General features: G+C 71.4%; 19 protein-coding genes and 2 pseudogenes. 17 read left to right on the forward strand and 4 right to left on the reverse strand.

Annotated elements, in window-relative coordinates:
* Window positions 1–873 precede the first annotated feature (873 nt).
* A complete protein-coding gene (locus ABZW30_RS41840; protein ID WP_355676557.1) occupies window positions 874–1,137 on the forward strand; it encodes a co-chaperone GroES in 264 nt (87 codons plus the stop codon).
* Window positions 1,138–1,220: 83 nt separating this feature from the next.
* Complete coding sequence (gene gndA, locus ABZW30_RS41845; protein WP_355676558.1) at window positions 1,221–2,666, forward strand: NADP-dependent phosphogluconate dehydrogenase; 1,446 nt, start codon at window positions 1,221–1,223, stop codon at window positions 2,664–2,666.
* Window positions 2,667–3,744: 1,078 nt separating this feature from the next.
* On the opposite strand, the pseudogene ABZW30_RS41850 reads toward gndA, so the two are convergent.
* Window positions 3,745–5,424 (reverse strand): annotated as a pseudogene (locus tag ABZW30_RS41850) (MFS transporter); the annotation flags it as partial.
* Window positions 5,425–5,524: 100 nt separating this feature from the next.
* Entirely contained in the window at window positions 5,525–5,974 is a 450-nt protein-coding gene (locus ABZW30_RS41855; RefSeq protein ID WP_355676559.1) for an ATP-binding protein, read from the reverse strand.
* Between the two features lie 160 nt (window positions 5,975–6,134).
* Between ABZW30_RS41855 and ABZW30_RS41860 the strand changes: the two genes are divergently transcribed.
* The 6 genes from ABZW30_RS41860 (at window position 6,135) to ABZW30_RS41885 (ending at window position 13,463) form a co-directional block, all read left to right on the forward strand.
* Window positions 6,135–6,557 (forward strand): MarR family winged helix-turn-helix transcriptional regulator, encoded by a 423-nt coding sequence (locus ABZW30_RS41860; RefSeq protein ID WP_355676560.1) that lies wholly within the window; start codon window positions 6,135–6,137, stop codon window positions 6,555–6,557.
* Window positions 6,558–6,693: 136 nt separating this feature from the next.
* Window positions 6,694–7,932, forward strand: coding sequence for a cytochrome P450 (locus ABZW30_RS41865; RefSeq protein WP_355676561.1), 1,239 nt, complete (start codon window positions 6,694–6,696; stop codon window positions 7,930–7,932).
* 54 nt (window positions 7,933–7,986) lie between these two features.
* Window positions 7,987–8,205, forward strand: a complete 219-nt coding sequence (locus ABZW30_RS41870) for a ferredoxin (protein ID WP_355676562.1) — start codon at window positions 7,987–7,989, stop codon at window positions 8,203–8,205.
* Window positions 8,202–9,581: an FAD/NAD(P)-binding oxidoreductase gene (locus tag ABZW30_RS41875; RefSeq protein ID WP_355676563.1), complete on the forward strand. Its 1,380-nt coding sequence runs from the start codon at window positions 8,202–8,204 to the stop codon at window positions 9,579–9,581. The genes ABZW30_RS41870 and ABZW30_RS41875 overlap by 4 nt, the downstream gene beginning before the upstream one ends.
* A gap of 159 nt (window positions 9,582–9,740) precedes the next feature.
* Window positions 9,741–12,203, forward strand: coding sequence for an amino acid permease (locus ABZW30_RS41880; RefSeq protein WP_355676575.1), 2,463 nt, complete (start codon window positions 9,741–9,743; stop codon window positions 12,201–12,203).
* 315 nt (window positions 12,204–12,518) lie between these two features.
* Window positions 12,519–13,463, forward strand: coding sequence for a PP2C family protein-serine/threonine phosphatase (locus ABZW30_RS41885; RefSeq protein ID WP_355676564.1), 945 nt, complete (start codon window positions 12,519–12,521; stop codon window positions 13,461–13,463).
* 101 nt (window positions 13,464–13,564) lie between these two features.
* On the opposite strand, the gene ABZW30_RS41890 is transcribed toward ABZW30_RS41885, so the two are convergent.
* On the reverse strand, window positions 13,565–13,870 hold the full coding sequence (locus tag ABZW30_RS41890; protein ID WP_355676565.1) for a YciI family protein: 306 nt from the start codon (window positions 13,868–13,870) through the stop codon (window positions 13,565–13,567).
* A 185-nt stretch (window positions 13,871–14,055) separates the two neighbouring features.
* Here ABZW30_RS41890 and ABZW30_RS41895 point away from each other — a divergent pair, with 185 nt between their 5' ends.
* The 6 genes from ABZW30_RS41895 (at window position 14,056) to ABZW30_RS41920 (ending at window position 20,284) form a co-directional block, all read left to right on the forward strand.
* Complete coding sequence (locus ABZW30_RS41895; protein WP_355676566.1) at window positions 14,056–14,970, forward strand: hypothetical protein; 915 nt, start codon at window positions 14,056–14,058, stop codon at window positions 14,968–14,970.
* Between the two features lie 126 nt (window positions 14,971–15,096).
* Window positions 15,097–16,368, forward strand: coding sequence for an acyl-CoA dehydrogenase family protein (locus ABZW30_RS41900; RefSeq protein WP_355676567.1), 1,272 nt, complete (start codon window positions 15,097–15,099; stop codon window positions 16,366–16,368).
* A gap of 21 nt (window positions 16,369–16,389) precedes the next feature.
* Complete coding sequence (locus tag ABZW30_RS41905; RefSeq protein WP_355676568.1) at window positions 16,390–17,607, forward strand: CoA transferase; 1,218 nt, start codon at window positions 16,390–16,392, stop codon at window positions 17,605–17,607.
* A gap of 102 nt (window positions 17,608–17,709) precedes the next feature.
* Complete coding sequence (locus ABZW30_RS41910) at window positions 17,710–18,489, forward strand: crotonase/enoyl-CoA hydratase family protein (protein ID WP_355676569.1); 780 nt, start codon at window positions 17,710–17,712, stop codon at window positions 18,487–18,489.
* Window positions 18,490–18,590: 101 nt separating this feature from the next.
* Window positions 18,591–19,346, forward strand: a complete 756-nt coding sequence (locus tag ABZW30_RS41915; RefSeq protein ID WP_355676570.1) for an acetoacetate decarboxylase — start codon at window positions 18,591–18,593, stop codon at window positions 19,344–19,346.
* A complete protein-coding gene (locus tag ABZW30_RS41920; protein ID WP_355676571.1) occupies window positions 19,343–20,284 on the forward strand; it encodes a 3-hydroxyacyl-CoA dehydrogenase NAD-binding domain-containing protein in 942 nt (313 codons plus the stop codon). The genes ABZW30_RS41915 and ABZW30_RS41920 overlap by 4 nt, the downstream gene beginning before the upstream one ends.
* Window positions 20,285–20,312: 28 nt before the next feature.
* Here ABZW30_RS41920 and ABZW30_RS41925 read toward each other — a convergent pair whose 3' ends face one another.
* Window positions 20,313–21,569: a helix-turn-helix domain-containing protein gene (locus ABZW30_RS41925; RefSeq protein WP_355676572.1), complete on the reverse strand. Its 1,257-nt coding sequence runs from the start codon at window positions 21,567–21,569 to the stop codon at window positions 20,313–20,315.
* 41 nt (window positions 21,570–21,610) lie between these two features.
* Between ABZW30_RS41925 and ABZW30_RS41930 the strand changes: the two are divergent.
* The 3 genes and pseudogenes from ABZW30_RS41930 to ABZW30_RS41940 form a co-directional block, all read left to right on the forward strand.
* Window positions 21,611–22,141: pseudogene (locus ABZW30_RS41930) on the forward strand (IS200/IS605 family accessory protein TnpB-related protein); the annotation flags it as partial.
* A gap of 65 nt (window positions 22,142–22,206) precedes the next feature.
* The gene (locus tag ABZW30_RS41935; RefSeq protein ID WP_355676573.1) at window positions 22,207–23,142 is read left to right on the forward strand and encodes a zinc-binding alcohol dehydrogenase family protein; all 936 of its coding nucleotides are present in this window, start codon (window positions 22,207–22,209) and stop codon (window positions 23,140–23,142) included.
* A gap of 274 nt (window positions 23,143–23,416) precedes the next feature.
* Window positions 23,417–23,935 carry an SgcJ/EcaC family oxidoreductase gene (locus ABZW30_RS41940; RefSeq protein ID WP_355676574.1) on the forward strand — a complete coding sequence of 173 codons (519 nt, stop codon included), beginning with the start codon at window positions 23,417–23,419 and terminating at the stop codon, window positions 23,933–23,935.
* Window positions 23,936–24,121 lie beyond the last annotated feature (186 nt).

A 24,121-nucleotide genomic window follows, 5' to 3' on the forward strand; every position in this document is an offset into this window, starting at 1 on the left:
CTCGGCGGTTAGCCGCATCCGGCGGGACAGAAGCCGGCGTGACTGACGACGAATGCCAAGGTGCCAGACCGGATCGACCCCCGCCAAGACCCCCCTACCACGATCCACCGTCGTACCTCACCGGCGGACGCCGCCGATCCGCAAGGCCCTCCGCACGGCCGCCCGGCCCGGCCGAGCTGCACATATGCCACGGCCGCACTCGCGATCGGCGTCGGCACGCAACCACTATCGCCCGTCGTGGACCTCTTCCCATGTGAGCGGACTCACGGTTTATGTCCTGATTTGTCTGATTTGTTGGTCACTGACCGGACCGCCACCGACACCCCCAGTGCAGACGATCCCCCGGACCGAGACCCGCATCACACTCGAATAGGAGAACGGCGTGCCCGCGCCGGACCGAGCATCCGCCGGAGCCGGGGCCGAGGCCTCACCGGAACGGCGACCGCACCGGGGTGGCGACCAGGGCGCGGCAGGCCCGCCCGCCGCCACGACCAGGCCGCCGAGGTGCGGGCCGTGGCCCGCGGGGGTCAGGGGCGCCAGCCGTGCCGCGACCCGGACGGAGTACGCCTCGCCCGGCGACTCCACCGCCCCGTCACCGGCAGCGGCCGGGCGAGGAGCACGGGGCCGCGATGGCGGACCGGCGACGGGGGCGCCACGCCGCGTGGACTCCGAGTGACCGGCGACGCGGACGCGGATCGGCGGCGACACGCTGGACCCGCTCGTCCTGGCCCGCGGCTCGTGACGGGTCCCGTTCCCCGTGCCCCGCTTCCGTCCGGCTTCCGTCCGGGTGCGGAAACCTCGAACCTCGGCAGAATCGATGTGTGGGGGACGGCCCCGGCTGCGCCGCGGGTGCCTACGCGAGAGGACCATGCCATGCCCGACTTCCACCCGAAGCACGATCACCTGATCGTCAAGCCGATCGGGGGCTCGACCCCGCAGGACCCGGCGAGGTGGAAGGGCGAGGTGGTGGCGGTCGGGCCCGGCCGACGGCTGGCGAGCGGCAAGCCGCACCCGGTGGACGTCAAGGTCGGCGAGAAGATCCTCTTCAACAGGCTCTCCGGATCGGAGATCGAGGTGGAGGGGCAGGAGTACGTCGAGCTTCCCGAGGACGAGGTCCTCGCGCTCTCCGCGGAGTAGGGACGGGGCGACGGGCGTACCCGGCACCCGACGTCTTCGATCCCGACAGCCCCAGGCCCCCGAGACCTTTGGAGACTCCCGCCATGACCGAGCAGTCACCTGCCCGGATCGGCGTCACCGGACTGGCCGTGATGGGCCGCAACCTGGCCAGGAACTTCGCCCGCCACGGATACCGCGTGGCGGTGCACAACCGCACGCAGGCGCGGACCGCGGCGCTGCTGGAGGAGTTCGGGCATGAGGGCGAGTTCGTGGCCACCGGGACCACGGAGGAGCTCGTCGCGGCCCTGGAACGCCCCCGTCTGATCGTGATCATGGTCAAGGCCGGGGCGCCGACCGACGCGGTCATCGACGAGCTGGTGCCGCTGCTCGACGAGGGCGACGTGGTGGTGGACGGCGGGAACGCGCACTTCCTCGACACCAGGAGGCGGGAGGCGGCCCTGCGGGAACGCGGACTGCACTTCGTGGGCAGCGGGATCTCCGGTGGTGAGCAGGGCGCGCTGGAGGGGCCGAGCATCATGCCCGGCGGTACACCGGAGGCCTACCGGGTCCTGGGGCCGTTGCTGGAGGACATCGCGGCCAAGGTCGACGGCAAGCCCTGCTGCACCCATGTCGGACCGGACGGCGCCGGTCACTTCGTCAAGATGGTCCACAACGGGATCGAGTACGCCGACATGCAGCTCATCGCCGAGGCGTACGACCTGCTGCGGCACGGAGCGGGACTGCAGCCCGACGCGATCGCCGAGGTCTTCCGGACCTGGAACGCCGGGCGCCTGGAGTCCTACCTGATCGAGATCACCGCCGAGATCCTCGCCCACACCGACGCGGCGACCGGGAAGCCCTTCGTCGACGTCGTGCTGGACCAGGCCGAGCAGAAGGGCACCGGCCGCTGGACGGTCCAGAGCGCGCTGGAGCTCGGCGTGCCTGTGAGCGGGATCGCCGAGGCGGTCTTCGCCCGGGCGCTGTCCGGCGGCGTGCCGCTCCGGCAGGCCGGACGGGGGCTGCCCGGCCCCACCGAGACGTGGCTCGACAGCGCGGCGGCGGACCGGTTCGCGGACGACGTCGAGCAGGCTCTGTACGCCTCCAAGATGGTGGCCTACGCCCAGGGCTTCAACCAGATCCAGGCCGGCAGCGCGGAGTACTCCTGGCAGATCGACCCCGGTGAGATGGCCGCGATCTGGCGCGGCGGTTGCATCATCAGGGCTCGGTTCCTGGACCGGATCCGGGCCGCGTACGAGGCGGAACGGGAGCGTCCCACGCTGCTGACCGACGCGCACTTCCGGGAGGCGCTCGACTCCGCGCAGTCGGCTTGGCGACGGGTCGTCTCGGTGGCGGCCCAACTGGGGGTGCCCGCCCCCGGTTTCGCAACCGCGCTCGCCTACTACGACAGCCTGCGGGCGGAGCGCCTTCCGGCCGCACTGGTGCAGGGACAGCGGGACTTCTTCGGCGCGCACACCTACCGCCGGGTCGACCGGGGCGGAACCTTCCACACCCGCTGGGAGGTCGAGGGCCGCCCGGAGGAGCAGCGCTGATATACCCTCAACCGCCTTACGGTCAGAGGCATTTCACCGATCTCACGCAGGCCCGGAGAGCGACCTCCACCGGCCGGTCGCCCCTGCTTCGAGTCGTTTCACACCGCGGGGCGCAGGTCCAGGACGGGGACGCCGTGGGGTGGGCGGGCGATGTGGCGATGGAGGGTCCTTCGTGCCGGGGTCGGCGTGCATGGCGCCGCTGTCAGTCTCCTCAGTCTCCGGGGACGGTGAGATCGGCACGCGCCGGCATGTCCGTGGCGGTCAGGTAGTACTCCTCGACGGCACGCCAGCGCGTGAGCCATGCCTCGCGGTGTGGCCGCCGGTCGGGACGGGCGTACACCCGGCGCAGACACAGCTCGCTGGGGGTGTCGACGAAGACGATCAGGCCGTAGAAGCCGGCCAGCTCCGGCCGGGCGGTCAGCACCCCTTCGACGATCACCACGCCCGCCGGCAGCACGCTGTGCGGCTCGCCGATCCGAAGGGCGTTCGTGTCCCGGTCGAACTGCTCGTAGCGAGCCGGTCGGCCGTCGGAAAGCGGGACGAGGACCTGGTCGCGCAGCCGCTGCCACTCGAAGAGCCGGTGGTAGCCCTCTTCCGGTTCCATGGACAGGCGTTCGTGGCAGGGCATCGGGTGAAAGAAGTCGTCACCGTGCACCACGACCGCGTGCCCCGGCCCGCCCAGGTACGCGGCCACCGCGGCTGCGAGCGTCGACTTCCCCGCCCCGGCCCGGCCTTCGAGGGTCACCAGCACGCGGCCGGCTCCCGCGCGTTCGGCGACGGCCGCCGCGATCCGCTCGACCGGTGGTCGGGCCGACGGCGGGTTGAACGGGCGGCCTGCCGCGCGGCGTATGGGGAGGTGCGGTGCCGCGGCCTGCGGTGCGCCGATGCCGGATGCCGGGACGGCGCCTGTGGTTCTGCGCCGTTCGGAAGCCCGTTGCCCGGTGGGGGCGGGCCCGGGAGTGCGGCCGGACGCGCGCGGGGCGCGGCCGGGCGCCGGAGCAGGTCGCGCCCGTTCCTTCGTCGAGTCCTTCGTCGGGTCTTTCGTCGAGCTGGTTGGTTGGTCTGTTGCGGTGCTGCTCCGGCGGCCGCGCAGCGCGGAGGCGTGGGCGGCCACCAGGGCCATCACCGCGGCCGTACTGAAGACGATGACGAGTCCGTGGTGGAAGGGGCCCGCGATGAGTTCGGGGAAGAACCGCGTCCCGGTGACGGTCTGGGCGTTGTGGGCGGGAAGCGTGCTCAGGACACCGCTGGGCCCCAGCAGGTGACCGATCGGGTTGTTGCCGAGGAAGGCAGCGAACAGCGTGCTCGCCGGCGGCAGCCCGGCCAGGTGGCCGGCCACCTCGGCCGGCACTCCCTGTGCCCGCAGGCCGCTGTCGAGTGTGCGCGGAAGCGTCGCGGCCAGCCCGGTGATCATCAGTGAGAAGAACAGGCCGATCGACAGGGCGATGCCCGAGTTCTGGAACGTCGAGCGCATGCCGGAGGCCACGCCGCGCTGCTCGGGCGGCACGCTGCCCATGATCGCCGAGGTGTTCGGCGCCGAGAACATGCCCTGACCGAGCCCGCTGAGCAGGAGCAGGCCCGCGAACGCCGGGTACGGGAATTCCACTGGCAGGGCCAGCAGGCCGATGAAGGCGGCGGCCACCAGGATCAGCCCGGTGGTGGCGAACAGCCTGGGGCCGTAGCGGTCGGAGAGGAAGCCGGAGGTCGGGCCGCCGAGTAGGAACCCGATGGTCAGCGGCAGCATGAAGATGCCGGCCCACAGCGGGGTGCGGTCGAAGGCGTAGCCGTGCAGCGGCAGCCAGATGCCCTGCAGCCAGATGATGAGCATGAACTGCATGCCGCCGCGGGCGATCGCGATGAGCAGTGCCGCGAGGTTTCCGGCGGCGAACGCGCGGATCCTGAACAGGCCGAGCTGGAACATCGGGTCGGCGACCTTGGTCTGTGCGACGCAGAACGCGACGAGCAGCGCGGCGCCCGTCGCCAGGCCGCCGAGCACGTAGGGGTTGGTCCAGCCGGTCGAATGGCTGCCGTAGGGCTGGATGCCGTAGGTGATCGAGGCGAGGAGGGCGCCGGCCCCCGCGGTGAAGGTGAGGTTGCCGAGCCAGTCGATGCGCCCTGGTCTGCGGCAGCCGATCTCGCGCAGACTGCGGTACGACCAGAGGGTGCCGGCCACACCGATCGGGACGCTCACCCAGAAGACCGCACGCCAGTCGATGGTGGCCAGCAGACCGCCGGCGAGCAGCCCCAGGAACTGGCCGGCGAGCGCGGTGATCTGGTTGATCCCCAGGGCCATCCCCCGTTGACGGGCGGGGAAGGCGTCGGTGAGGATCGCCGCCGAGTTCGCCATCAGCATGGACCCGCCGACCGCCTGCACGATGCGGAAGCCGATGAGCCACAGGGCGCCGGGGCCGCCGCGCAGCGGGTCGAGGGAGAGGGCGAGCGAGGCGCCCGCGAAGACCGCGAAGCCGAGGTTGTACATCCGAACCCGGCCGAACATGTCGCCGAGCCGGCCGAAGGCGACCACGAGCACCGCGGTGACCAGGAGATAGCCCAGGATCATCCACAGCAGGTAGCCGATGTTGCCCGGGGCGAGCGGGTCCAGACCGATGCCGCGGAAGATCGCGGGCAGCGAGATGATCACGATCGAGGCGTCGACGGACGCGATCAGCACACCCATCGTCGTGTTCGACAGCGCGACCCACTTGTACCGCTCACCCATGACGCGTGCGGTGGCGTTGCCGGCCCGTGCGGTGCTCATGCGCCCACCTCGCTGCGCTCGGCAGGCGCTTCGCGCAACGCGCACCTCTTGATGGTGAGCTCGCTCCGCTCGCTCATGACCGCTCCTGACGTCGGTCGGGTCAGGCCGCGATGGCGACGTCGGCCCAGTGGATGGCGTGTCCGGGCTCCGCGCGGTCGCCGTGCGCGGCGGTGAGCCGGTCGATGATCTGCAGGCCGCGGCCGTGCTCGCCGCGGGTGCGGCCGGCTGCCCAGTCGCTCTCCGTGGCGGCGGGGCCTCCGTCGCGGACTTCGATGTGCACCCGTCGGGTGTCCGGGTCGCGGCTCAGTTCGAGGTGCAGTGGGGGCTCGGCGTGCTCGACGGCGTTGGTGACGAGTTCGGAGACGGTCAGCAGTACCGAGTCGGCCGCCTCGTCGGCGACCCGCCACTGTGCGAGGACCGCTCGGGTGATCTCGCGGGCTGCTCCGGCGGCTTCCGGGCGGTGTGCCAGGGGCCAGGCGCGGTCCGGTACTCGCGGGCGCCGGGCAGCGGCCGGCCGTGGGGAGATGTTCGGGGCGTAGGTGGAGGTCACGGTCATCACCTTCTTCGGACGCCGTGGTGGCGCCTTGGCTGTGACCAGAATCCCTGACGATCCACTTCCCATCTATATCACCCAGCTATATAGACAGTCAATATAGATGAGTGATATAGATGGAGGTATGGATGAGACACCCGAAGAGGGTCTCCCGGAGGTGGCGGCGGAGCTGAACGAGCTGGCCACCGGACTGGTCAGGCATCTTCTGTCGGACCGGCAGGGCATGAGCCTGAACACCGTCGCGGCGCTCGGCCGGCTGGAACGGGAAGGTCCGATCCGGCTGACCGCGCTGGCCGCGGCGGAAGGCATCGCCCAGCCGTCGATGACCGCACTGGTCCAGCGGCTGGAACGCCAGGGCCTGGCGTCGCGGTCGGCGGATCCCGCCGATGGACGGGTCTGCCTCGTCGCCATCACGGGTGCCGGGCGTGAGCTGCTGGCCGAGCGCCACCGCGCGCAACGAGCCCGGGTGGCCGGTTTGCTGGCCGCACTGCCCGAGCAGGACGTGCAGGCGCTGAGCGAGGCCATGGACACGGCCCTGCCCATCGTCCGGCGCATGCTCCGCGGCGAATCGGCTTCCTGACCCCCGGGGGCACGCTCCTCGGCGTCTCCTCCCGCAGACGGCAGGACCTGCTCCGCTGCCCCGTCGCGCCCCGCGCGCGCCGGGCCCCGATCCTGGCACCTGCGCTCCTGTCGGACTTCCGAAAGGGCGGAGAACCATGAGCACCATCTCGGCACCCGGCACCGACGTCCCGCCGGCGGAGGTACCGGACTACCCCATGACCCGGGCGGCCGGCCGCCCGTTCGACCCGCCACCGGCCCTGCACACCCTGCAGGCCGAAGCCCCGATCAGCCGGGTGCGGCTGTGGGACGGCACCACCCCGTGGCTGGTCACCCGCTACGAGGACGTGCGGGCCCTGCTGGCCGATCCGCGGATCAGCTCGGACGGCACCCACCCGCACTACCCTCACCAGAGCCCGGCCACGAAGGAGCGCCGGAGGCAGTCGCGGACCTTCATCACCATGGACGATCCGGAACACGCCCGGCTGCGCCGGATGGTCACCGCGGCCTTCTCCATCAAGCACGTCGAAGCGCTGCGGCCGGCCATCCAGAAGATCGTCGACGATCTGATCGACGCCATGCTCGCCGGCCCCACGCCGGTGGACCTCGTCCAGGCGTTCGCGCTGCCCGTGCCGTCACTGGTGATCTGCGCGCTGCTCGGCGTCCCGTACGCCGACCACGACTTCTTCCAGACCAACAGCAGGATCCTGGTCAGGGGCACCACCACCCCGCAGCAGGCGCGGGCGGCCACTCAACTGCTGCTCGACTACCTGGACCGGCTGATCGGTGACAAGCTCGTCCACCCGGCTGACGACCTGCTCTCCACGCTGGCCGAGCGGGTCAGGGACGGCGGGCTCTCCCGGCGCGAAGCGGCCAACATGGGGATGCTGCTGCTGATCGCCGGGCACGAGACCACGGCGAACATGATCGCGCTGGGCACCCTGGCCCTGCTGCAGCACCCGGACCAGCTGGCCCGGGTGAGCGCGAGCGACGATCCGAAGCCGATCGCCTCGGCGGTCGAGGAGCTCCTGCGCTACCTGACCATCGTGCACGACGGACGGCGCCGAGTGGCCCGGGAGGACATCGAGATCGGCGGGATCACCATCCACGCCGGCGAGGGCGTCGTCCTCGCCAACGACATCGGCAACCGCGACCCCACCGCCTTCCCCGCACCCGACCGGCTCGACGTCGACCGCGACCCCCGCCACCACGTGGCCTTCGGCTTCGGCGTCCACCAGTGCCTGGGCCAGCCGCTGGCCCGGGTCGAACTGCAGGTCGTCTACAGCACCCTCTACCGCCGCATCCCCACCCTGCGGCCGGCGGTGGGCCTCGACCGGATCCCGTTCAAGCACGACGGGACCGTCTACGGCGTCTACGAGCTGCCCGTCACCTGGTGACCGCGGCCACATGCCGGGCAGGGGCCGAGTGCCGCGTAGATAAGGAGAGTTCCGATGAAGGTCATCGTCGACCAGCACAAGTGCGTCGCCTCCGGCCAGTGCGTTCTGACCGCACCCGAGGTGTTCGACCAGCGCGAGGAGGACGGCATCGTCGTCCTGCTCACCGAGACCCCCTCCGCGCACCTGACGGACGACGTCCGGCAGGCCGCCACCCTCTGCCCCGCCCAGGCGATCTGGCTGGCAGAACAGGAGGAGCGGGAGGACAGGGAATGAAGCGGATCGCCGTCGTCGGAGCCTCGGCCGCGGGCCTGACCGCCGCCGAGACCCTCCGCCGCCGGGGCTGGGACGGTCACCTCACCCTGATCGGCGACGAGCCCCGTCCGCCCTACGACCGGCCGCCATTGTCCAAGCAGATCCTCACCGGCGCTTGGGAGCCCGAACGGGCGCTCCTGCGCTCCCCGCAGGACCTGGCGCACCTGGCGGCCGACCTTCGGCTCGGACAGCCCGCCACCGCCCTCGACGTCGCGCACCGCCGGGTGCATCTGGGCGCCGGCGAGACCGTCCGCTTCGACGGTCTGGTCATCGCCACCGGCGTGACCCCCCGCCGCCTGCCCGACGGCGACCTGGCAGGAGTCCACGTCCTGCGCACTCTCGACGACGCCCTCGCCCTGCGAGCCGCACTGCTCGCCGGGCCCCGGGTGGTCGTGGTCGGTGCCGGCTTCCTCGGCACCGAAGTCGCCGCGGCGGCCCGGACCATGGGCCTGCAGGTGACCCTGGTCGAACCGGAACCGGTCCCGGTGCGCCGCCCCTTCGGCGACCGCATCGGCGCGCTCGTCGCCGACCTGCACCGCGCCCATGGCACCCGCCTGCGCTGCGGGACCCCGGTGCGCCGACTGCGCGGCACCGGCGGCCGGGTGACCGGAGTGGAGCTCGGCGACGGCGCCACGCTACCGGCCGATGTCGTCGTCCTGGCCGTCGGCTCCGTACCCGCGACCGGCTGGCTGACCGGCTCGGGCCTGAACCTCGCGGACGGGGTGGTGTGCGACGCGTGGTGCCGGGCCGCACCCGGCGTCTACGCCGCCGGCGACGTCGCCTCCTGGCACAACACCCACTTCGGCACCCGCATGCGGCTCGAGCACCGGACGAACGCCACCGAACAGGCCATCGCCGCAGCCGGCAACCTGCTCGGCGACGCCATCCCGTTCGCCCCCGTGCCCTACTTCTGGACCGACCAGTACGACACCAGGATCCAGGCGTACGGCGTCTTCCCACCCGACGCGGACCTACGCGTCGTCTCCGGCGACCCGTCCAACGGCCGCTTCACCGCCGCCTACGGCCACCGGGGAGTGGTGGCCGGCGTGCTCGGCTGGAACGACCCCCGCGAACTGCGCACGCTGCGCCGGCTGGTCGTCGAGCGCGCGCTCTGGACCACCGTCGCGGACGCCGGGCGAGGACGGCGTTCCCGGCTTCCGGCACGCCGTCCGGCGCCACCGCATGCCGGAACGGATCCGAGCGGCGGCACGGACCGGCCGGAGGACCACGCTCGCACCCCGGGGCCCGTGAGCCCCCTCGCCCTGGGTGCCCCCGGCACCCCGCGCTGCGGGGCGAGCCCGTCTGGCGACCCTTCCGGCGGGCGGGGAGAATGGTGATCGCAAGGCTTGCCGCCGCGAGACGCGGAGTTGGTAACTGGTGTGAAGAGCTCCCCTCGCCCCGCCGAGTCCGCCACGCCGCTCGCACCCGGGCCCGGCGCCGGTGAGAAGGGGCTCAGGTCGGGCGCCCTGGGGCTGTTCTCGTCGGTGGCGATCGGGATGTCCTCGACCGCGCCGGCGTACAGCCTGGCGGCGACGCTCGGGGTGATCGTGGTCGGGGTGGGGTTGCAGGCCCCCATCATCACCATGCTGGCGTTCGTGCCGATGCTGCTGATCGCGTACGCCTACCGGGAGCTGAACGCCGTCGACGCCGACTGCGGGACGACCTTCACCTGGGCCACCCGCGCGTTCGGCCCACGGGCCGGCTGGATGGGCGGCTGGGGCCTGATCGTCGCCGACGTGATCGTGATGGCGAACCTGGCCGAGATCGCCGGCATCTACGGCTTCCGGCTGGTCGGGCTGGAGTCGCTGGCGGCCAGCCGGGTGTGGACCACCGTGGCCGGGGTGGTCTGGATCGCCCTGATGACGGCGGTCTGCTACGTGGGCATCGAGGTGTCGGGGGCCATGCAGCGCTGGGTGCTCTGCCTGGAGGTCGCGGTCCTGCTGCTCCTCGCCGTCACCGCCCTGGTCAAGGTCTACACCGGCGGCCCACCGACCGCGACGCACGTCTCCGCCTCCTGGTTCAATCCGCTGAACGTCCCCTCCGCCCAGGCGCTGACCACCGGGGTGCTCGCCGCGGTGTTCATCTACTGGGGGTGGGACACCGCGCTCACCGTCAACGAGGAGACCGCGGACAGCCGGCACACCCCCGGGCGGGCCGCCGTGCTGTCCACCGTGCTGCTGCTGGTCATCTACGGTCTGGTCGCCACCTCGGCGCAGGCCTTCGCCGGGGTCGGCACCACGGGCATCGGGCTGGCCAACCCGGACAACTCCGGAGACGTGCTCTCCGGCCTCGGCGGGGCGGTGTTCGGCACCGCCGGGCTCGGCCAGGCGCTCACCAAACTGCTGATCCTGATGGTGCTGATCTCGGCGGTCGCCTCCACCCAGACCACCATCCTGCCGAGCGCCCGTACCGTCTTCTCGATGGCCGCGCACAAGGCCGTGCCGTCCGGCTTCGCCCGGCTCCACCGCCGGTTCCTGACCCCGACCTGGTCGACCGTCGGCATGGGGCTGGTGTCGATCGCCTTCCTGGTGCTGCTCACCTCGGTCAGCCACAACGTGCTGGCCGACTCCATCGGCTCGGTGGGCCTGGCGATCGCCTTCTACTACGGCCTGACCGGCTTCGCCTGCGTCTGGTACTACCGCCGGGTGCTCACCCGCAGCCTCCGGGACCTGCTCTTCAAGGGCGTGCTGCCCGGGCTCGGCGGGCTGATCATGCTGTTCCTGTTCTGCTACGCCGCCTTCCACGTCTACGCCGCCCCCGGCTACGGCACGACCTCCGTCCGGCTGCCGCTGCTCGGCCGGGTCGGCGGGGTGACCGTACTGGGGCTGGGCGCGCTGCTGATCGGCCTGGCGCTGATGCCGGTGGTCACCCGGGAGCACACCGCGGCGCTGCGGCTGCAACGCAGCCTGCTGCCGCATCGGCTGCCGGCGCTGAGCGCGGTCGAGTCGGCCAGCCGCTACCTGCCGGCCGACACCCGCTCCGGGGTGGGCGGGGACTGGTACGACGTCATCCCGCTGTCCGGCAGCCGGGTCGGCCTGGTGGTCGGCGAGGTGCTCGGCCACGGCCTGCGGGCCGCCGCCGCGATGGGCCGGCTGCGGGCCGGCGTCCGGGTGCTGGCCCGACTGGACCTGGATCCGGAAGAGCTGCTCGCCCGCCTGGACGACGTGGTGCGCGAGGAGGACGGCCCGGGCGGCCCGCGCGGCGGCGTGACCTGCCTGTACGCGGTGTACGACCCGGTCGACGGCCGGTGCAGCCTGGCCCGGGCAGGCCACGCGCCGCCCGTCGTGGTCGACCCGGCGGGCGGCGCCCGCTACGCGGAGCTGCCGGCCGGGCGGCCGCTGGGGCAGGGCGGCCCGCCGTTCCAGCGCGCCGAGCTGGACCTGCCGGCCGGCAGCCTGATCGCCCTGTACACGGACGGCCTGGTGGAGGCCGTCGACGGCCGGCGCGGGCTCGCCGAGACGCTGGCCGGGCTCCGCCGGCCGCTGGAGAGCCTGTGCGACGAGGCGCTGGCGACCCTGCTGCCCGGGCCGGTGGACGACGACGCCGTCCTGCTGCTGGTCCGCACCCGCCGGCTCGACGCCGGGCAGGTCGCCGACTGGGACCTGGCGCCCGACCCGGCGGCGGTCGCCCAGGCACGTCGCATGGTCACCGGGCGGCTGGACGAATGGGGCCTGGCGGAGCTCGTGTTCACCACCGAGCTGATCGTCAGCGAGCTGGTCACCAACGCGATCCGGTACGCCCCCGGGCCGGTCCGGGTCCGGCTGATCCGGGACCGCAGCCTGATCTGCGAGGTCTCCGACACCGGGCACACCTCGCCGCACCTGCGCCAGGCCGCCCGGGACGACGAGGGCGGGCGCGGCCTGTACATCATCGCCCAGCTCACCGAGCGCTGGGGCACCCGCTACACCGAGGACGGCAAGACCATCTGGACCGAGCAGGCCCTGCCCGCCGAGGGCTGACGACCGCGACCGGGCCGACCGCGACCGGCCCCGAGGCGCGGACCGCACCCGGCGGGCCGGAGGTGTTGCTGTGGCACCGCCGGTCGATCCGGGAAGGGAGAGACGCTTAACTGTGGAGTGAGGGAAACGACGCGGCTGTGGGGACGAGCGGGACAGAAGGGCAGTCCGGTGGCTGGTGTCTCGAACACGAGGGCGTGGCGGTCGCCGCGATTCCTGCCCAGGTGGTCGCACCGGGCCACGATCGGTGGCTATGTGCTGGTCGCGGCCGCGGTGGCGCTGGATTTCGCCAGCGGGCCCGATATCACGTTCGCCCCGATGCTCGCAGCCCTCCCCGTACTGGCCGGTGTGGGCACCCGCCGGGCCACGGTCCCGCTGACGGCCGGGGCGGTCGCCGGCGCGCTCGTCGTCGGCCTGGCGGCCTACGACGCCGACGTGCCCGCGGTCGTGATGGCGACCGCGGCGGCCACAGTGGCCGTGGTCACCTTCTTCAGCTGCGCCAACGTCATGGTGGTGACGGCCCAGGAACGGGAGCTGGCCAGGGTCCACACGGTCGCCGAGGCCGCGCAGCGTGCCCTGCTGCGCCTGGTGCCCCGGCGGATGGGGCCGCTGGTGGTCGCGGTGCGCTACGTGGCGGCGGAGGCCGAGGCGCGGATCGGCGGGGATCTGTACGAGGTGATGCCGACCCCGTACGGGGTGCGGGTGTTCCTCGGCGACGTGTGCGGCAAGGGCCTGGCCGCGGTGGAGACCGCGGCCGACGTGCTGGGGGTGTTCCGTGAGGCCGCGCGGGCCGAGCCGGATCTGGCGGAGGTGGCCAGGCGGCTGGACTCGGCGCTCGTCCGTCGTCCGGCGAGCGAGGAGTTCGTCACGGCGGTTCTGGTCAGCATCCCCGACACACCGGGACCGGCGGTCGTGGTCAACTGCGGGCACCCGCCGCCGCTGCTCTGCCACGACGGTCGGGTCAGCACGGTGGAGCCGTCCGTCGAGGCGCCTCCGCTGGCGCTGCTCGGCCTGGTCGGCGGGGACTACCACGCCGGGTCGATCGCCTTCGACCGCGGCGACCTGCTGCTGCTCTACACGGACGGCGTGTCCGAGGCCCGGGACGCGGCGAGCCGGTTCTACCCGCTCGCCCAGCGCCTGGCCGCCCTGCCGCACGGGGAGCCGGACGCCCTGCTGGACGAGCTGCTCCTGGACGTGCGGGCGTACGTCGGCTCCGGGCTGACGGACGACGCGGCCCTGCTCGCCGTCCGCCGGGAGCGGTGACCGGTTCATCGACTCCGTCGAAGCGAGCCCGCGTACCCCTCCCCCGGGCGTCACCGCCACGAGGAGCACGGGATGGGCGACTGCCGGGGCGGTTCAGGCGACTACCGGTGCGACGGCGGTTGGTGCCGGTACTCCTCCAGCGCCGGCGACGTCCTCATCGCGAGGAAGTTCGTGATGGTGTACTCGGCCAGCCCCGCCACCGAGTACGGGTCGCTCTTGGCGATGTCCTCGATCCGCGCCCGGTCGACACCGACCGCCACGATGACCGCGCCATCGCGGGGGTCCTTGGGGCCCGATGCGATGAAGACGCCGGATTCGTAGTTCGAGTCGAGCCAGGCGACGTGCTCGGGGTGGGCCGCTTCGATGCGCTCGAGCGGCGCGATGTAGGTCAGCTCAAGAATGAACATGATCAACATCATAGCTCCAGGTAACCGTCCGGTCGCACAGAGGCAGCGACTCCGGCCATTCGGGCCTCCCGAGCAGCTCCTTCGGGTGGCGATCGGCCGCCACCGACCGGCAACGGCCCGGCGGACCCGGCGGCGCCTGCACAATGGCGCGCCCGATGCTGGTGGCCGACGGACGGACGACAGGGATGGCCTCGAACACTCGCGCACACGCACCGCTGGACGGCATGACCATGGTGCTGCGCAAACTCCCGCAGGTGACAGTGCTGTTCTGGATGCTCAAGACGGTCGCCGTGACTCTCGGAGAGTCCGCCGGAGACCTGCTCGGCATCACCTTCCAACTCGGCTACGTCACCACCGCGCTCCTCTTCCTCGCGTTCTTCCTGGTCGTCGTCGTGGCCCAAGTGCGGGCGAAGCGGTTCCACCCGGCGCTGTACTGGTCGGTGGTGCTGGGCACGAGCATGGTCGGCACCGAGGTGTCCGACTTCCTCAACCGCGGGTTCGGCCACGGCAGCGCCCCCGACGGCATCGGCTACGCCTCCGGCGCCATGATCCTTGCCTCCCTGCTGGCGCTGGTCTTCCTCGTGTGGTGGCGCACCGGGCAGACGTACGACGTGGAGAACATCTCCAGCCGCACCGGCGAGATCCTGTACTGGATCGCGATCCTGGTCTCCAACACCCTGGGCACCTCGAGCGGCGACTGGCTCTCGGACGACACCGGCCTGGGCTTTCGTAACGCCTTCTTGGTCATCGTGGGCATCATGGCGCTGATCGTGGCCGCGTACTACCTGACGTCGATCAATCGGATGGTGCTGTTCTGGCTGGCGTTCGTCCTCACTCGCCCCCTGGGCGCGGCCGGCGGCGACGCGCTGACCAAGCCTGCGGCCGAGGGCGGCCTGGGCTGGGGCACGGCGGGCGGCACCGCAGCGCTGAGCGCCCTGCTCCTGACCCTGATCGCCTACCAGACCTGGCACATCCGTCGCCACCCCCTGGCCCCGCTGCCGGTCCCCGTGGACCGGCGCACCGGACAGCCTCAGCGCCCCAACGGGGCCCTGGTCCACCTGGGGATGCCGTTGACGGACGGCGAACCGATCGACACCTAGCTGTTGGTGCACCCGCACGAACCTCTTCGCGAAGATGGTGCTCTGCGCCCAGTGGCTGCTTGGCCGGCGGCTTCTAGCGTCGTGTGCGGAAGCGATCTGATCCCCGCAGACCGGAAGGAGCCGGACATGAACGCGACACACGGCACCGCGGGCGGGTCGGCGCAGAGCATCCCGGAGGGGGACGGGCATCCGCTGGTGGAGCCACCGGTGCTGGGCGGGCCCGAGCAATCCGACTACTACCTGCTCGGGGACCTGCTCACGGACGAGCAGCAGGCTCTTCGCCACCGGGTCCGCGACTTCATGGACCAGGAGGTCACCCCGATCATCAATCCCTACTGGGAGCGGGCGGAGTTCCCTCACGAGCTGGTCCCCAAGCTGGCGCAGCTGGGTATCGCGGGTTTCCAGGTCTCCGGCGACGGCTGTCCGGGGATGAGCAACGTGACGGCCGGCGTGGTCATCCTGGAGCTGGCCCGCGGGGATCTGAGTGTCTCCACCTTCATGGGGGTGCACTCGGCGCTGGCCATGACCTCGATCGGGCTGCTGGGCTCGCAGGAGCAGAGGCAACGCTTCCTGCCGCCGATGGCGCGCCTGGAGAAGATCGGTGCTTTCGGCCTGACCGAGCCCGCGCACGGCTCGGACGTGGTCAAGCTGGAGACGACCGCCCACCGGGAGGGTGACTCCTATGTGCTCAACGGCCACAAGCGGTGGATCGGCAATGCCACGTTCGCCGACTACGTGATCATCTGGGCCCGGGGAGAGGACGGGCACGTCGGCGGTTACGTGGTGGAGAAGGGCACGCCGGGGTTCGATGCCCAGGTGATCACGGGCAAGACGGCTCTGCGGTGCGTGCAGAACGCGCAGATCTCGCTCACCGACGTCCGGGTGCCCGCCGAGAACCGGCTGGCGGGCGGCCACACCTTCCGTGACACCGAGGCGGTCCTGTTGGCCTCCCGCTTCTGCGTCGCCTGGGAGTCGGTGGGCGCGGCCATCGCGGGCTACGAGACCGCCCTGGCCTACGCCAAGCAGCGGCACCAGTTCGGGATGCCGCTGGCGTCCTTTCAGCTCATCCAATACCGGCTGGCGCGGATGCTGGCGGACATCACCGACATGGTGTGCATGCAGTACCGGCTCAGCCAGCTCATGGACGAGGGCAAGTTCTCGATGCCGCGGGTGGCTCTGGCCAAGATGCACTACACCGAACGCGCCCGGGCCATCCTCGCCGACGCCCGCGACATGCTCGGTGGCAACGGGATCGTGCTCGACTACCACGTCGCCCGGCACCTGTGCGACATCGAGGCCATCGACACCTACGAGGGCACCGACACCGTGCAGGCGCTGATCGTCGGCCGGGACATCACCGGGTACAACGCCTTCGTCCCGGCGGCCGCGGGCCGCTGACCGGCGGGGAAGGAAGCAGTCATGGACAGCGCGCCCCTGCTGGAGGGGCTGCACGTCGTCGATCTCGCCAGCTTCATCGCCGCCCCGGCGGCGGCCACCATGCTCGGTGACTTCGGCGCCGACGTCGTCAAGGTGGAACCACCGCACGTCGGCGACACCTACCGCGCGCTCAGCCGCGTGCCGCCGAATCCGCAGGTCGAGGGGGTCAACTACCCCTGGCAGCTGGACAACCGCAACAAGCGCAGCATCGCCCTGAACCTGAAGTCGCCCGGGGCCCGGCCGGTGCTCGAACGCCTGGTGGCCTGGGCCGACGTGCTGGTGACCAACTTCCCGCCGCGGACGCGGGCCAAGCTGGGCCTGGAGTACGAGGATCTGGCGCCGCTCAATCCACGATTGATCTACGCCGACGTCACCGGCTTCGGCGAGGCGGGTCCGGACGCGCACCTGCCCGGCTTCGACGTGACGGCGTACTGGGCGCGCAGCGGCCTGATGGACGTCACACGCCAGCGCGACGCGCCGCCGGCGATGAACGTCTTCGGATCGGGCGACCACGCGACCGCGGTCACCCTGTTCGCCGGGATCATGACCGCCCTGTACCGGCGGGAGAGGACCGGCCAGGGCGCGCGGGTCACGGCATCGCTGCTGGCCGAAGGCGCGTGGGCGGCCAGCATGTGGCTGCAAGCCATCCTGGTCGGCGCGAAGAACCCCCGCCCGGTCGACCGGCTCCATCCGCCGAACGCGCTGGCGAACGCGTACCGCACGGCGGACGACCGCTGGGTCCTGCTCGCCTTCGCCAACGAGGACAAGCAGGTCCCGCTGTTCCTGAAGGCCATCGGCCACCCCGAGGCGGCGGAGGATCCGCGCTACGCCGACACCGCGAGCCGCCGTGCCAACGCCGCCGAGATCGTCGCCCTGCTGGACAACACCTTCGAGAGTCGTCCCCTGGCCGAGTGGCGCGAGCTGCTCGACACCGCGGGCCTCACCTACGGAGTCGTCCAGACGCTCGAGGAGTGCGCCCACGACCCCCAGCTCGTCGCCAACCGGATCGTCGTGCCGGTCGAGGACGGCAGCTCCGAACCGCCCCTGACCGTCGACAGCCCCGTACGGCTGGACCAGGAACGGAAGGTCCCCCCGCGTCCGGCCCCGGACCTCGGCGAACACACCGAATCCGTGCTGCGCGACCTGGGCTTCGACGCCGCCGGGATCGAGGACCTGCGCAGGGCGGAGGCCATCGCCTGAAGCCCCGGCCCGGGGGGACATCGCGAAACCGCGACCACGCCGCCGAGGCGCGCGTCACCTCGGAGACGGAGCAGCGACGGGGGGGCGAAAGGAGTTCCCGCCATGACCGAGGCCACCGACACTCCGACAGTGCGCACCGCGGTACACGACGGCACGCTGGTGATCACCATCGACCGGCCGCAGGCACGCAACGCCATCGACGGTGCCACCGCCCGGGCACTGGCTGCCGCCCTGGACCAACTCGACGCCCGCGACGACGTCCTGGTCGGCATCCTCACCGGTGCGGGCGGCACCTTCAGCGCCGGCATGGACCTCAAGGCGTTCGCCGCCGGGGACACCCCGATCATCCCCGGCCGGGGCTTCGGCGGCGTCACCCGCGCCCAGCTCACCAAGCCCCTGATCGCCGCCGTCGAAGGCTACGCGCTGGGCGGCGGCACCGAGATGGCCCTCGCCTGCGACATGGTCGTGGCCGCCCGCGACGCCACCTTCGGCCAGACCGAGGTCCACTACGGACTCGTCCCGCCCGAAGGAGGCCTGATCCGGCTGCCCGAACGCATCCCCCGCAACATCGCCCTGGAACTGCTGCTCACCGGCGATCCCCTGCCCGCCGAGCGCGCCGAGCGGCTCGGCCTGGTCAACCACCTCACCGAACCCGGCCAGGCGCTCGGCCAGGCCCTGGACCTCGCCGCCCGTATCGCCCACAACGCCCCCCTGGCGGTGGCAGCCGTCAAACGCTGCATCGACCAGCGGACGTCCTTCCGCGACCAGGACGCCTTCCAGGAACAGGACCGGATCGTCGCACCCGTCCTGGCGTCCCAGGACGCCAGGGAAGGCGCCCGCGCCTTCGCGGAGAAGCGGTCACCACACTGGCAGCGCCGCTGATCCCCGGCCCGTCCCGGTGGCCCGCCGCACCTGTGGCGGACCACGGCCGGGCCGCCAGGCGCAGCCGGCCCACCGCACCCGACGAGATCCCAGGCCACACCATGCGCACCCGAGACGTGACCCAACAGCTCACCACTCCACTGGACGCGCCCGCCTACCCCCGCGGCCCGTACCGCTTCACCGACCGGGAGTACTTCACCATCGTCTACCGCACCGACCGGCGAGCCCTGGAACGTCTCGTCCCCGCGCCCCTGCGGGTCGCCGAGCCGACGGTGCGCTTCGAAATCATGCGGATGCCCGACACCACCGGACTGGGTGACTACGCCGAGTCCGGCCAGGTGCTCTCCGTCGAGTACGGGGACGAGCGCGGCGAGTACGTCCTGGCGATGTACGTGGACAGCATGCCGGCCATCGCCAGCGGCCGCGAGATCAGCGCCTACCCGAAGAAACTCGGCGCCCCGAGGCTGACCGTCGACTCCGACACCCTGGTCGGCACCCTCGACTACGGCTCCCTGCGCGTCGCCACCGCCACCATGGGCTACAAGCACGCCCCGCTCGACGCCGACCGGGCACGGGAGGAGATCTGCCGGCCCACCTTCATGTTGAAGATCCTGCCCGGATACACCGGCCGGCCGCGCATCTGCGAACTGGTCCGCTTCCGGATCGAGGACATCACCGTCAAGGGCTCCTGGACCGGCCCCGCCCGGCTGCAGCTCTTCCAGCACGCCCTGGCGCCGCTGGCGGACCTTCCCGTCCTGGAGGTCCTCTCCGCCGGCCACATCCTGACCGACCTCACCCTGCCGTCCCCCGAAGTCGTCCACGACTACCTCACGGCAGCACACCAGGAGCCATCATGAACAGCACTCCCGCCTCCCCCATGGACGGCTTCCGGCACGTCACCGTCGTCGGGGCCGGTGTCATCGGGGCGTCGTGGACCGCCCTGTTCCTCGCCAGGGGCCTGGCCGTCACCGTGAACGACCCGCTCCCCGACGTGGCCGAGCGCACGCGCGACCAACTGCGGGAGGCCGTCCCGGCGCTACGGGCACTGGGGCTGCCCACCGTCGATCTCGACCGCGCTCTGCGCTTCGAGGCCGACCTCGGCCGAGCGCTCGCGGACGCGGACGTGGTCCAGGAGAACGGCCCGGAGCGCCTGGACTTCAAACAGGACCTCTTCGCCCGGATCGAGCGGGCCGCGCGTGCGGACACCCTGCTGCTCAGCTCCACCTCCGGCATTCCCGCCAGCGCGATGGCCCGGGAGATGAATCAGCCGGGACGGCTCGTCATCGGCCACCCGTTCAATCCGCCGCACCTCGTCCCGCTGGTCGAGGTCGTCCCCGGCGAGCAGACCGATCCGGACACGGTGCGGCGCGCCGTCGCCTTCTACACGGCCCTCGGCAAGAAGCCGCAGGTGCTGCGCAAGCAGGTGCCCGGATTCGTCGCCAACCGGCTGCAGGCCGCGTTCTTCCGCGAGGCGGTCAACCTCGTCGTCCAGGGCGTGGTGACCGAACAGGAACTCGACGACGTCGTCACCTCCTCCCTCGGCCTGCGCTGGGCCGTCGCCGGCCCCTTCCGCAGTTTCCACCTCGGCGGCGGCCCCGGCGGCCTGCCTGACTTCCTGCAACACTTCGGCCCCGATCTGGAAATCCTGTGGCGCGACCTCGGCACCCCGGCACTCGACGAGGCGACCGTCGAACTCCTCTCCGGACAGGCCGACTTCGGTGCGACCGTCGAAGAACTGGAGGGCGCACGGGACGAGGCGCAGATCAGGGTCATGCGCGCCCTCGGCGAGGGCTGACGTGGCGGAGGGTCGACCGAGTGCTGCCTCACGCGGCGATCAGGAGCGCCGAGCCGAGGTACTGGACGGCGAGCAACGCCACCTCGAGATCGGTCCGCTGTTCCTGGACCGTGCGCCCCATGGCCTCCTCGGCCTTCCGGATGCGGTACTGCACGGTGTTCTTGTGGAGGATCTGCCGGCGTGCCGTGGCGGTGTAGCTGCCGCCGGTGTCCAGGAAGATCTGCACGGTCTCCCGCAACCGCGCGGAGGGCTCGTCGTCGACGGCCAACAGACCGAGAACGCTCCGCACCCAGATCCGCATGTCGTCGATGTTCGTGCACATCAGGGCGATCGGAGCGACCCGGGAGTAGGCGGTGAACCTGACCCCCGAACTCGACGCCGTGGCCAACTCCTGTGCGCACAAAGCCTGCCGGTACGTCCAGCGGAATCCCTCGACACCGGGCTCCAGCCGCCCGGCGCACACGCGCATGGACGGGTCGCCGTCCTCGGCCACACCCCACATCCGTTCAAAGGAGACCTCACCGTCCGAGCCGAACGGCAACCAGGCCCAGCACGACGTCTCATCACGGGGAATGAACAACGGCCTTGCGGAACAGTTCAGTTCTTCGGCGATGGCGCCGGTGATCCGTTCGAGCCGGGCCAACCCCCCGCTACCGCGCGTCGGCACGGGCAGCCAGGCCACCAGTCCGAGGTGCATCTGCCTGAGCCGGTAGCCGAGTGCCGATTCCGCCCAGTCGACGTCGACCTCCTGCCCGGCGAGAATCTCCCGCACCCGCGCGGCGCGCCCCGCGGTCTGGCTCAACAACCAGCGGTCCCGTTCCAGCTGGTAGAGCTCGATGACGTGTTCGGTCACCCGGTCGATGTAGCCGAAACTCACCGTCAACATGCGCCAGACGGTCGCGGCGAAGAGATCCTCCTCGACTCCCTGACCGTGGAGTTCCTCCAGACACCACTGCAGGAAGCGCCAGTGCCCGATCCGGTAGGCCCTGACCAGAGCGCTGACGGGAACATTCCGCTGCGCCAGCCTCCTGGCGTACTCCAGAGCCGCCACGGGCCCTTCGACCTTGTCCAGGGGTATGTCGTTCTCGAAGACGTGCAGCAGCGTTGCGACGTTTTCCGCGACACTCGCGTGCAGGAGTCTGAGGACGGGCTCGTCGCCCCTGAGCTTCGGGATCTCGGCAAGCACGTAATCCCATACGTCGCGACTGACGTCCGGGAGACGCGACCCCACGTTCGCCGCAACCACGGAAAGTGTTTTCCCGGCCTCGGGAAGCCCCGTGCCCACGCCACCACGCTACCCGGCCGACATCGGAACGACGCGGCGAGGCGATCGCCATCGAAGACCTGGACTTCACCGACTCCAAGACCCGGGAACAGCACGGCCGCAGGAAGCCGTTCCGGCAGCTGACCTCCGGGATTCCCACCGGCAGGCTCCGCGCCCGGCTGGTGAGCATGTGTGCAGAAGCCGGTATCGGCGTGATCGCCGTCGATCCCGCCTACACCAGCCTGTGGGGCGCGCAGCACCGGCAGCAGCCCCTGTCCACACCCCGATGCCCCGCAACCCGCCACCAGGCGGCCGGCGTGGCGATCGGCAGACGCGCCCTCGGTCACCGGATCGGGCGACGGACGGCACCGCCCCGCGACGACCAGAGCGATCGTCGCGGGCATCGGACCGCCCAGGCCCGGCCCCGTGACCGGGGGCGTGAGGGAAACCGCCCCCGCGTACCCGGACCACGGACACGATCCGACGGCGCCGGACGCGGAACGAGGAACGCGGTGGACCAGCCCATCCAAGACCGTTCGGGATGGGCCAGTGAACAGCAGTGGGTCCAAGACTCACTACTCCTCACTGAGTAGAAACGGTCACCTGTGTGGCGCAGACGGCTGCCCGTGGGCCCGCGGGCGACCGTTACGGTCGACTCATGAGAGCTGCCGTCCTTGTCGAGGAAGGGGCCGCGCCCCAGCTCGGTGACTTCGCCGAACCGCGGGCCAAAGAGGGCCAGGTCGTGGTGAAGGTGACCGCAGCCGGCGTGCACCACCTCGACCTGGAGAAGGCGTCCGGTGCGTACGGCGTACCCGTGTTCCCCTACGTGGTCGGGTCCGACGGGGTCGGGCGGACAGCCGACGGGCGCCGCGTGTACTTCGACGCTCCGGTGTCCCCCTATGGGTCGTGGGCCGAGCGGACCGTGGTGCCGGAGGCGAACCTGCTGGACCTCGCCGAGGGTGTGGACGATGTGACGGCAGCGGCGCTCGGCCACACCGGGCTGGCGGCCTGGTGCGCCCTGAGCTGGCGGGCCGAGTTGCGGCCGGGCGAGTCGGTGCTGGTGCTGGGCGCGAGCGGGGCGTTGGGGTCGGTGGCGGTGCAGGCGGCCAAGGCGCAGGGCGCCTCACACGTGATCGCCGCCGGCCGTGACCCGGACCGGCTGCGTCGCGCGCGTGAGCGGGGCGCGGACGCCACCGTCGTGGTCGACGCCGGCACGGATCTCTCAGCCGCCTTCCGCGCGGCGGCCGGATCACACGGGATCGACGTCGTCATCGACGCACTGTGGGGTGGGCCCGCCCTGGCGGCCCTGCAAGCGGTCTCGCGCGGCGCTCGCCACATCCAGATCGGCAGCTCCGCCGCGGCCACGATCGAACTGCCCGCCGCGATGCTGCGCTACAACGCTCTGCAGATCCTCGGCTTCACGATCACGGATGTCCCCCTCGAAACGCTCCGCACCGCCTACCGGAACCTGACCGAGCAGGCCGCTGAAGGAAAGATCTCCGTCGACACAAAGGCGCTCCCGCTCACGGACGTTGCCACCGCCTGGGAGCAGCAGAGGCGGGGAGCCCCCACGAAGCTGGTGCTCACCCCGTGACCGGTGCCACGGCCTGCGCAAGGCCCGCACCTGTGTGGCCGTGGGTCTCGAACGGCCCGCACAGCGAGGTGTGCGTTCGCCATGCACGCCCACGTGGTTTTCGTGACGAAGTACCGGCACCGGGGGCATCCTACCGCGCGGCCCCCTGAACAGGCCTGATGGACCTGACACTCTGTCGGATCGGCAAAACCTCCGCTCAAGGTGCACGGGCATCTCCGCCGAGAGACGCTGGGCGTATCCGTCTGATGGACCACCGGCGACACAGGAGGTGCTCATGAGACGCAAGTACTGTGCAGCGGTCGCCCTTACCGCCGCCGTTCTGTTCACGGGAACGGGGGCGACGTACGAAACCGCAAGCGGCGCTCAGCTTCCCGCTACGCGCAGTGTCGTGGTGAGTACCGCCCAACTCCCCACCGAACAACAGATCGCAGCCCTGTTCGACAAGTGGAACGCGGCTTTGGCCACCGGCGACCCGAACCGTGTCGCGGACCTCTACGCTCCCGACGCCGTGTTGCTGCCGACCGTCTCCGACATTTACACCAGTCGTGCCGGGATCGTCGACTACTTCACGAAATTCCTGGCGAGCAAGCCCGTCGGAAAGATCCAAGAGCGGTTCATCACGGTCCTGGACAGCACGAGCGCCGTCGACACGGGCCTCTACCAGTTCACGCTGACCGACAAGAACGGCAGCAAGTCCACGGTCAATGCCCGCTACACCTTCGTCTACGAGCTTCGTGGAGGCACGTGGCTGATCTCCAACCACCATTCCTCGGTCCTGCCTTCTTCGGGCTGATCCGGCTACCCGTCGAGTCCCCCGGTCGGTGACGGGTGCGCGACCGTCCGCCGGGCTCGGACCGCACGTCCGCCCGGCCGGGGAATGGCACGAGGGCCTGTGTCCGCGCGGATGCGCGGGCACAGGCCCTCGTGGGTCACCCCGGTGGTCCCTGTCCGATCCCCGGGGCGAGGGGGAACCGAGGGG

Source organism: Kitasatospora sp. NPDC004669 (assembly GCF_040609455.1).
Classification (GTDB): Bacteria; Actinomycetota; Actinomycetes; order Streptomycetales; family Streptomycetaceae; genus Kitasatospora.